The following is a 7,668-nucleotide window of genomic DNA, read 5'->3' on the forward strand; positions in this document are numbered from 1 at the left end:
CTTCCACCCCATAGTTACGTGCATCACATGCATTGCAAAGGAGTGACAGTGGAAGCCACACAACACGAAGAGAGGCCAGTCACTAAATGGGACCTGGCCGGCATTCCAGATCCAATTAAGTGGGGCTTCCCAGCTGTCCTACTCTTCATGACGGCGGTGGGTGTGGAATCCAACTTCCTCACACCCCACCTCGTCGCCGGTCTGAACACCTCTGAAGCCACGGTCTCCTGGGTTATCACCGGCTACTCCTTGACCGTTCTCGTCGCGAGTTACTTGTCCGGTGCGCTGGCCGACCTCTTCGGCCCGAAGCGAGTCATGCTCGCCGGAGCGGCAGTGTTCATCGTCTTCCAATTCGCATTCATTTTTGCTATCAGCACCGGCAACCTCCACTTGGTCGGCCTGACGTACTTCATCCGCGGCTTCGGGTTCCCCCTGTTCGCCTTCGCGTTCCTCGTCTGGATCAACCACCTTGCCCGACCATCAAAGCTGGGCACGGCGATTGGCTGGTTTTACGTCATGTTCACGGGCGGGCTCCCCACGCTCGGCTCGCTGGTCGCCTTCGGTGTTATTCCGGCCTTTGGGGGTGGCTTTGTCGGTGAGACTGCTGCCCTCTACATGTCCATCGCGCTCGCTGCCGTCGGCACAGCCCTCGCGTGGTTCGGGTGCCGGGACCAGACAGGATTGCGCCGACTCGCAGAGCCTGCCATGTCCAATTCCGAGGTACTCATGTCTGGCCTGCAGCTGCTAGTGTCCAACAGCAAGGTCCGCGACGGCTTCCTTGTCCGCATGATCAACACGGCACCGCAGTTCGGCATGTTCATCATCCTCCCCGCCGTGATCTCCGATGAGCTCGGATGGGGCCAATCCCGCTGGCTGATGATGACGGTGATCGTCTACGCCGGCAATATCCTGTTCAACGCAGTGTTCGGCGCTATTGGAGATAAGCACGGTTGGGTGTCCACGGTCCGCTACTTTGGCATCTTGGCCTCGTCCATTGCACTCCTGGCCTGGTGGTACGTTCCGCACTGGGTTGAGCCCGGCTCCACCTCCGGCTACGTCCTTGCCGTCATTGCCGGTACCGCGTACGGCATCTTCTTGGCGGGGTTTGTCCCGATGGGAGCAATCGTCGCCGCGAACGCGCCTGGCCAGGAGGGCGGCGCCATGGCGATGTACACTACCGCCGCCGGTGGCGCGACCTTCCTTGGTTCGCTTGTAGTCGCCGTGGTACTCAACGTGACCGGCTGGTTCAACCTCGGCAGCTACGCACAAAACACAGCCGTTGTCTGGGCTTTCGTGGCACTGTACGCCGTCGCCTTCATCTTGGTGGGACGCCTGCGCACGCGACAGGACGACCCCGAGTACCGGAAAGAATTGAAGCGCAAGGACGCCGCTCTAGTCGATGCCGCCTAGCCGGGCGAAGTCCTGCACACGATAGTGGCCGACTGGTTACCGCTACATCCTGCGAAGGATCAACTCTGCGGTGGCCACGTCGGTCACTAGCTTTTTAAAGAAGCCCGCTCGGGCGGCCACGATGATGCTTTCCACTTTCTTGGGGCCGACTGCGCAGCCCAGTGTCTCCGGGATGGCCATCAATTGCTCGCGCGAAATGTGCACCGTGCGTTCCGAGTTTGGGAAGCTCAGTTCGCGCCCCTGGGAATCAAAGAAGTGGAGGCACACGTCCCCGACGGCCGAGGGGAGCGCATCCTTCGGAATGGCCTGAGAGATGGACACGCGGCCCGTCGTGCGGGAACCAATGCCAACGATGGCTCCACGCGCTCGCTCCCACTGTGCTCGGACATTCAGGAAAGACTCGTCTTTTTGCAGCGCTTCAAACACCGGCGCAGACGGGATCGCCTCCGCGAAGAGCGCCGTGTATTCCGCGTTGGAATTCAAGGCGAGGCGTCGCACCGTTTCGTTGGTCTGGTACCACACCTCGGGTTCGTGGGCCCCTCCCACCGCGGGGACGAGTTTGGTGTAATCCAGGCCGCTACATTGCATGTTTGCTATCCCCGCTGTTGCCATTCCTGACGCAACCACGACGGAATCGCCCGGACGTAGGTTCATCTCTTTCAGCGCAGTCTGCACCGCAGGCTCCATGCCGTAATCAAACGCGGGAGACTGCGAACCTGGAGCCAGGTAGACGCAACGCAGCCCAAGCGCATCCGCCAGCTCGCGCGCCAGTGGAGTCATGGTCGTCGCGCTGGGACGCACCACCCGGATCTGCACAATTCCGGCTTCACGGGCGCGTGACAGCAAGCGCGACACGGTTGGGCGAGAGACACCTAATGCAGCCGCGACCTGGGATTGCCCCAATCCAACCTCGTAGTAGAGCCGTGCCGCCTCATAGAGTTTGCCCTCATCTGCGTCTTCCATGCCTGGGATTCTATGGGGTCTTCGGACACAGCGAAAGCGCACGCACAAAAGTGCTTGACATGCGTTCAAGCAGGTCATAGTGTGTTATCTGCAACACTTTTTCATCTCAAATGAGAGGCCTCGCAATGAACCTACCTTCTGAAATGCGCGCCGTGGTCTGCCACGGCCCGGAGGACTACCGGTTGGAAACCCGCCCGGTGCCTACCCTCGGGGAAGACGACATTCTGATTCAGGTCGAGGCCGTGGGCGTCTGCGCATCGGATCTGAAGTGCTACCACGGCGCCGCCAAGTTCTGGGGCGGAGATGGACGCGAGCAGTGGGCCCAGGAAAACGTCATCTCTGGCCACGAGATCACCGGCACTGTGGTCAAGGGCTCCGAGTCGGGGCTGAACTTCCACGGTGTCGAGGTTGGTGACCGCGTGGTCGTCGAGCAGATCGTTCCGTGTGGCGAGTGCCGCTACTGCAACCGTGGCGAGTACTGGATGTGCGGTCCCCACGACATGTTCGGCTTCCGCAACTTCGACGGCGGCATGGCTGAATACATGCTGATCCCAACCCGAGGCCTCGTGCATAAGATCTCCAATGAGATCCCGGCCCATCACGCCGCCTTCACAGAGCCGCTTTCGTGCGCGCTGCACGCTGTTGAGCGCGCGCAGCTCCAGTTCGAGGACACCCTGGTCATCGCTGGTGCAGGCCCGATTGGCCTCGGCGTCATCGCAGGTGCCCGCCAGAAGAACCCGCTGCGCATCATCGCCCTGGATATGGACGACAAGAAGCTTGAGCTGGCGAAGCGTTGCGGTGCGGACCTGACCATCAACATCCGTAACGAGGACGCTGTTGCGAAGGTCAAGGAGCTTACCGACGGCTACGGCGCCGATGTCTACATCGAGGCCACCGGCCACCCGTCCGGTGTGGTGCAGGGCCTGGAGATGCTGCGCAAGCTGGGCCGCTTTGTGGAGTACTCCGTCTTTGGCTCCGAGACCTCCGTGGACTGGTCGATCATCTCTGATGACAAGGAGCTCGACGTCTACGGCGCGCACCTCGGCCCCCACACCTGGCCCGCCGCGATCAAGCTCATCGAGTCTGGCACGCTGCCACTCGACGACATCTGCACCGACCAATTCGGCCTGGAACAGTTCCAGGACGCGCTTGATCTGGTCGGCGACTCCAGCGGGGCATCGGTGAAGGTGTCCATTCTGCCGCAGAAGTAGGTTCCAATGACCAAGCTTTTCCTGGACCCTGCCGAGTTCTCGGAGGACCAACTCGACGGGTTTGTTGACCTGTATTCAGACCGGCTCACGCGCGTCACTGGCGGAGTTGTCACGCATCCGCCGAAGGAACCTCAAGTCGCGGTGGTCGTGGGCGGTGGCTCTGGCCACTACCCGGCCTTCGCAGGCCTAGTTGGGCCGGGGTTTGCATCCGGCGCTGTGGTGGGAAACATCTTTACCTCACCGTCTGCTGCGCACGTTTATTCCGTGGCAAAGGCTGCGAACCAAGGCAAGGGCGTCATCCTTACGTTTGGCAATTACGCAGGCGACAACATGAACTTTGGCATCGCGGCCAAGCGTCTCAACGCAGAGGGGATTGATACCCGCATTGTCGTTGTCACTGATGACGTCGCCTCTGCCTCCACGCCCGAAGACCGACGCGGTATCGCCGGTGACTTCACTGTTTTCAAGGCCATGAGTGCAGCTGCCGCGGCCGGCAAGTCCCTCGACGAGGTAGAGCGAATTGGCCGCCACGCCAACGACATGACCCGAACGATGGGTGTGGCGTTCTCCGGGTGCACGATGCCTGGCGCCACTGAACCGCTTTTCGACGTCCCACAGGGAAAAATGGGAGTCGGTCTAGGCATTCACGGCGAGCCGGGAATCAAGGACGAAACGATCGGAGACGCTGAGGAGATCGCTGATCTGCTGGTCAGCCACGTCCTCGACGCTGAGCCGAGCGACGCTGCGTCTGACCGCGTCGCGGTGATCCTCAACGGGTTGGGCGCGACGAAGTACGAAGAGTTGTTCCTCACGTACGGCAAGGTCGCGGCCAAGCTTCGCGCCGCGGGTTTTTCCATCGTCGAGCCGGAGGTGGGCGAGCTTGTGACCAGCCTGGACATGGGTGGAATCTCGCTGACGCTCATGTGGCTCGACGATGAGCTTGAAGCAGCGTGGCACGCGGAGGCATACGCCTGCGGTTACCGCAAGAGCCACGCACCGCTGAAGACGCTCGATCCGACTGCCGTCAGTACCGCGACCAATGAGGCTGAGGTGGAGCTCACCGAACCGGAGGGCGATGCTGTCGCGGTGGCCGAGCAGGTACGGCGCGGCATCGGCATCGTCGCCCAGCTGATGAAGGATCAGGAGTCTCACCTGGGCAAGATCGACGCCATCGCCGGTGACGGCGACCACGGCCGCGGCATGGTGCGCGGCACTTCCGCGGCACAGAACGCGGTGGACAAGCTGGTGGCAAAAGCCGGCTTCACCCCTTCCTCGTCGGACCAGCTCCGTACCGCCGGTGCTGCGTGGGCTCTCGAAGCCGGAGGCACGTCTGGCGTCCTGTGGGGCGCTGGTTTGGAGGCCGCCGCCGGTACCTCCACCGTGACAGAAGGAGTCGCCGCGTTTGCAGACACGGTCCAGCAGCTTGGCGGGGCGCAGGTCGGTGACAAGACGCTGCTTGACGCACTCATCCCGTTCCGCGATGCGCTTGCCGCTGGATCGTCATTCAGCGATGCTGCGGATGTCGCGGTGAAGGCCGCGGAGGCGACCTCTGATCTGGTGCCGCGCAAGGGCCGCGCCGCGCCCCTTGCCGAAAAGTCCGTTGGACACCCCGACGCAGGTGCGATCTCATTCTCCATGATCGCGCAGCGTCTTGCTGAAGAATTCACCCAAGAAGCAAACTGATAGGAGCGAACGATGACAGAAAAGCTGCGCATGATCGTCGGATGCGACGACGCTGGATTGCAGTACAAGGAGGAGATCAGGAAGCTCCTCGAGGCTGATGAGCGCGTCGAGTCTGTGACGGACATCGGAGTGAACGAAGACGAGCACACGCCGTACCCGTCCGTAGCTATCGAGGCCGGCGAGCGGATTGCGAAGGGCGATGCTGACCGCGCGGTGCTCATCTGCGGAACCGGCCTTGGCGTGGCAATCTCCGCCAACAAGGTCAAGGGAATCCGTGCGGTCACCGCGCACGACTCCTTCTCCGTGGAGCGCTCCATCCTGTCCAACAACGCGCAGGTGCTGTGCATGGGGCAGCGCGTTGTGGGTATTGAGTTGGCGAAGCGTCTGGTGGGCGAGTGGATCGGCTACGTCTTTGACGTCAATTCCCCGTCCGCCAAGAAGGTCCAGGTCATTACCGACTTTGAGGCTGGCTGCTAAACCGGCTTCGCCCCTACCCCCGAGCCGCCAGGTTGTGCATGATGCCTGCCGTGCTCGGGTATAGCTTTTTGTAGTCCTGGTACAGCGCATCGAAGTCGAAGTCCGCGGACGGCACGAACTCCTTGCTCACCGGGTTCCACGCATCGATGCTGTCCGCCATCCCGATGGTTTGGGCGACCATGAAGGCATCGCCTAGCGACGCCCCAATGTGGTACTTCCGGCGCGTCTGCACTCGCCCCGTCACGTCGGTGACAATTTGCGGCCACAGGTCCGCGGTGAGCCCGCCGCCGGCGCAGGCGATGCGGTCAATGCGCAGGCCGGACTGCTCCATCACCTCGATGTTGTGGCGCACCGCCAGCGCTGTTCCCTCGAGCGCCGCGCGGTACAGGTGCCCGCGGGTGTGGTGCAGCCGCAGGCCCGCGATGACGCCGCGCGCGTCCGGGTCCTGGATGGGCGTGCGCTCGCCCTCGAAGTAGGGCAGGACCAGCAGGCCTTCTGAGCCCGCGGGCACGGCCGCCGCCTCCTTGGTCAGCACGCTGTAGTCCGTCTCGCCGGTGAGCTGGCGCATCCAGTCCGTGAGCGAGCCGGAGGTGGCCAGGCCCCCGGCCATGTTGTAGATGCCCGGGCGCGTGCCCGTCGTCCCCCACATAGACGCGTGGCGGACGCGGTGGTCCGCGTTGCCCACGAGGAAGAGCGTGGTGCCGTACATCAGGAACAGTTCGTCGGCGTTGACTGCGCCGACTGATTCCTGCTCGGCCCAGGCGTCGATAGTCCCTGCGATGACCGGCACCCCGGCCTCGATGCCGGGAATTCCCAGGTCGGCGCGGGTGGTGCCGGCGATCTCGCTACTCCACAGCAGTGTCGGCGGGAGCGTGTTCGGCGCGATTTCGGCCCACACCGCCTTGTCCCACTCGCGGGTTTGCGGGTCATACAGCGGGGTGCACTGGCTGGCAGACTGGCGGTCAAGCACGTATTCGCCGGTCAGTTGCTTAACGACGTAGCTCGCCGGCATATAGAACAGCGACTCCCGCTCCCGCAGCTGCGGGAAATGGCGGTAGAACCACGCGAACTTGGGGCCGGCCGCCTGGGTGGTCAGGCACGAGTCGCGGGCCTCAAGCAGCGAGTCGGCGCCGAACCGCTGGGTCAGCTCCTGGATGTCCGTCCTCGCGCGCGCGTCGACGCCGTAGAGCGCGGCCTCCGCAACCGGGACATCGCTGGAATCCGTGAGCGCGACGCACGGGCCCATGCCGGAGACCCCGATGCCGGCGAGGTGCACATCGACGCTGCCCAGCAGCTTCGCGGCCAGGGAGCCGAACTCCTTGAACCAGATGCGCGCGTCCATGGACACGATCCCGTCCGGGGTGCGCGACACCGCGTGCTCGCAGGTCTCGCTGGCCAGGACGGTGCCGTCCGACGCTACGAGCACCGCCTTCGAGCTCGAGGTACCGACGTCAAACCCCAGGACTGCTTCTTGGCTCATACTCACTCCTCTGGATCGGAAGGGTTCTGCCCATTATCGCAGGGTCACTCCCACAATCCAGTTCCCGACAATCGCACACACTCAGATCGATCTACGCACGGCAAAACCGCGGCACACGGGTCTTTCCCCATATGTCGCGGCTCAAGTCGACGTACTAGCTCTTGTCCCGTGCGAAGTTGTAGGTGCCCTCGTCCAGACCGGACTCGCCCGGGGTCGGATCAAGAATCAGCTCCGGCTTCACCGCAGTCGCCTCTGAAGCGTCCTGGGTTTGGTTCCGCTTCTTTTACGGCCCTGTGTTGATGGGCTCGGTGAGATAATACTCGGTTTCTACTTCTTGTGGGGTGGCGTAGTCCAACGCCTCGTGAAGACGTTTGGTGTTCCACCAGTGCACCCACCGCAGGGTGGCTAGCTCGACTTCTCCTACTGATGTCCACGGGCCCTGGG

At 62.9% G+C, this 7,668-nt stretch carries 7 protein-coding genes and 1 pseudogene; 4 read left to right on the plus strand and 4 right to left on the minus strand.

Features of this window, described 5'->3' with window-relative positions; translation table 11 throughout:
- Positions 1-27 precede the first annotated feature (27 nt).
- The gene (locus FPP74_RS09130; RefSeq protein WP_095553831.1) at positions 28-1,410 is read left to right on the plus strand and encodes an RbtT/DalT/CsbX family MFS transporter; all 1,383 of its coding nucleotides are present in this window, start codon (positions 28-30) and stop codon (positions 1,408-1,410) included.
- A 42-nt stretch (positions 1,411-1,452) separates the two neighbouring features.
- Here the strand turns inward: FPP74_RS09130 and FPP74_RS09135 are convergent, their stop codons facing one another.
- Both FPP74_RS09135 and FPP74_RS12530 read right to left on the minus strand, forming a co-directional pair.
- Positions 1,453-2,190 (minus strand): sugar-binding domain-containing protein, encoded by a 738-nt coding sequence (locus FPP74_RS09135; RefSeq protein ID WP_369801161.1) that lies wholly within the window; start codon positions 2,188-2,190, stop codon positions 1,453-1,455.
- Positions 2,191-2,226: 36 nt separating this feature from the next.
- Positions 2,227-2,373 (minus strand): annotated as a pseudogene (locus tag FPP74_RS12530) (helix-turn-helix domain-containing protein); the annotation flags it as partial.
- Positions 2,374-2,498: 125 nt separating this feature from the next.
- Between FPP74_RS12530 and FPP74_RS09140 the strand changes: the two are divergent.
- The 3 genes from FPP74_RS09140 to FPP74_RS09150 are packed head-to-tail and all read left to right on the plus strand — an operon-like array spanning position 2,499 to position 5,744.
- Positions 2,499-3,584, plus strand: coding sequence for an alcohol dehydrogenase catalytic domain-containing protein (locus FPP74_RS09140; protein ID WP_304441676.1), 1,086 nt, complete (start codon positions 2,499-2,501; stop codon positions 3,582-3,584).
- A gap of 6 nt (positions 3,585-3,590) precedes the next feature.
- A complete protein-coding gene (locus tag FPP74_RS09145; protein ID WP_095553833.1) occupies positions 3,591-5,267 on the plus strand; it encodes a dihydroxyacetone kinase family protein in 1,677 nt (558 codons plus the stop codon).
- Positions 5,268-5,279: 12 nt separating this feature from the next.
- Positions 5,280-5,744 carry a ribose-5-phosphate isomerase gene (locus FPP74_RS09150; protein WP_095553834.1) on the plus strand — a complete coding sequence of 155 codons (465 nt, stop codon included), beginning with the start codon at positions 5,280-5,282 and terminating at the stop codon, positions 5,742-5,744.
- Between the two features lie 13 nt (positions 5,745-5,757).
- On the opposite strand, the gene FPP74_RS09155 is transcribed toward FPP74_RS09150, so the two are convergent.
- Entirely contained in the window at positions 5,758-7,224 is a 1,467-nt protein-coding gene (locus FPP74_RS09155) for an FGGY-family carbohydrate kinase (protein ID WP_095553835.1), read from the minus strand.
- Between the two features lie 283 nt (positions 7,225-7,507).
- Positions 7,508-7,668 (minus strand): integrase core domain-containing protein (locus FPP74_RS09165; RefSeq protein WP_144717423.1); only part of this gene is annotated, 161 nt, incomplete at its 5' end.

It is taken from the genome of Corynebacterium sp. NML180780 (genome assembly GCF_007786415.1).
Taxonomy (GTDB): Bacteria; Actinomycetota; Actinomycetes; order Mycobacteriales; family Mycobacteriaceae; genus Corynebacterium; species Corynebacterium gottingense.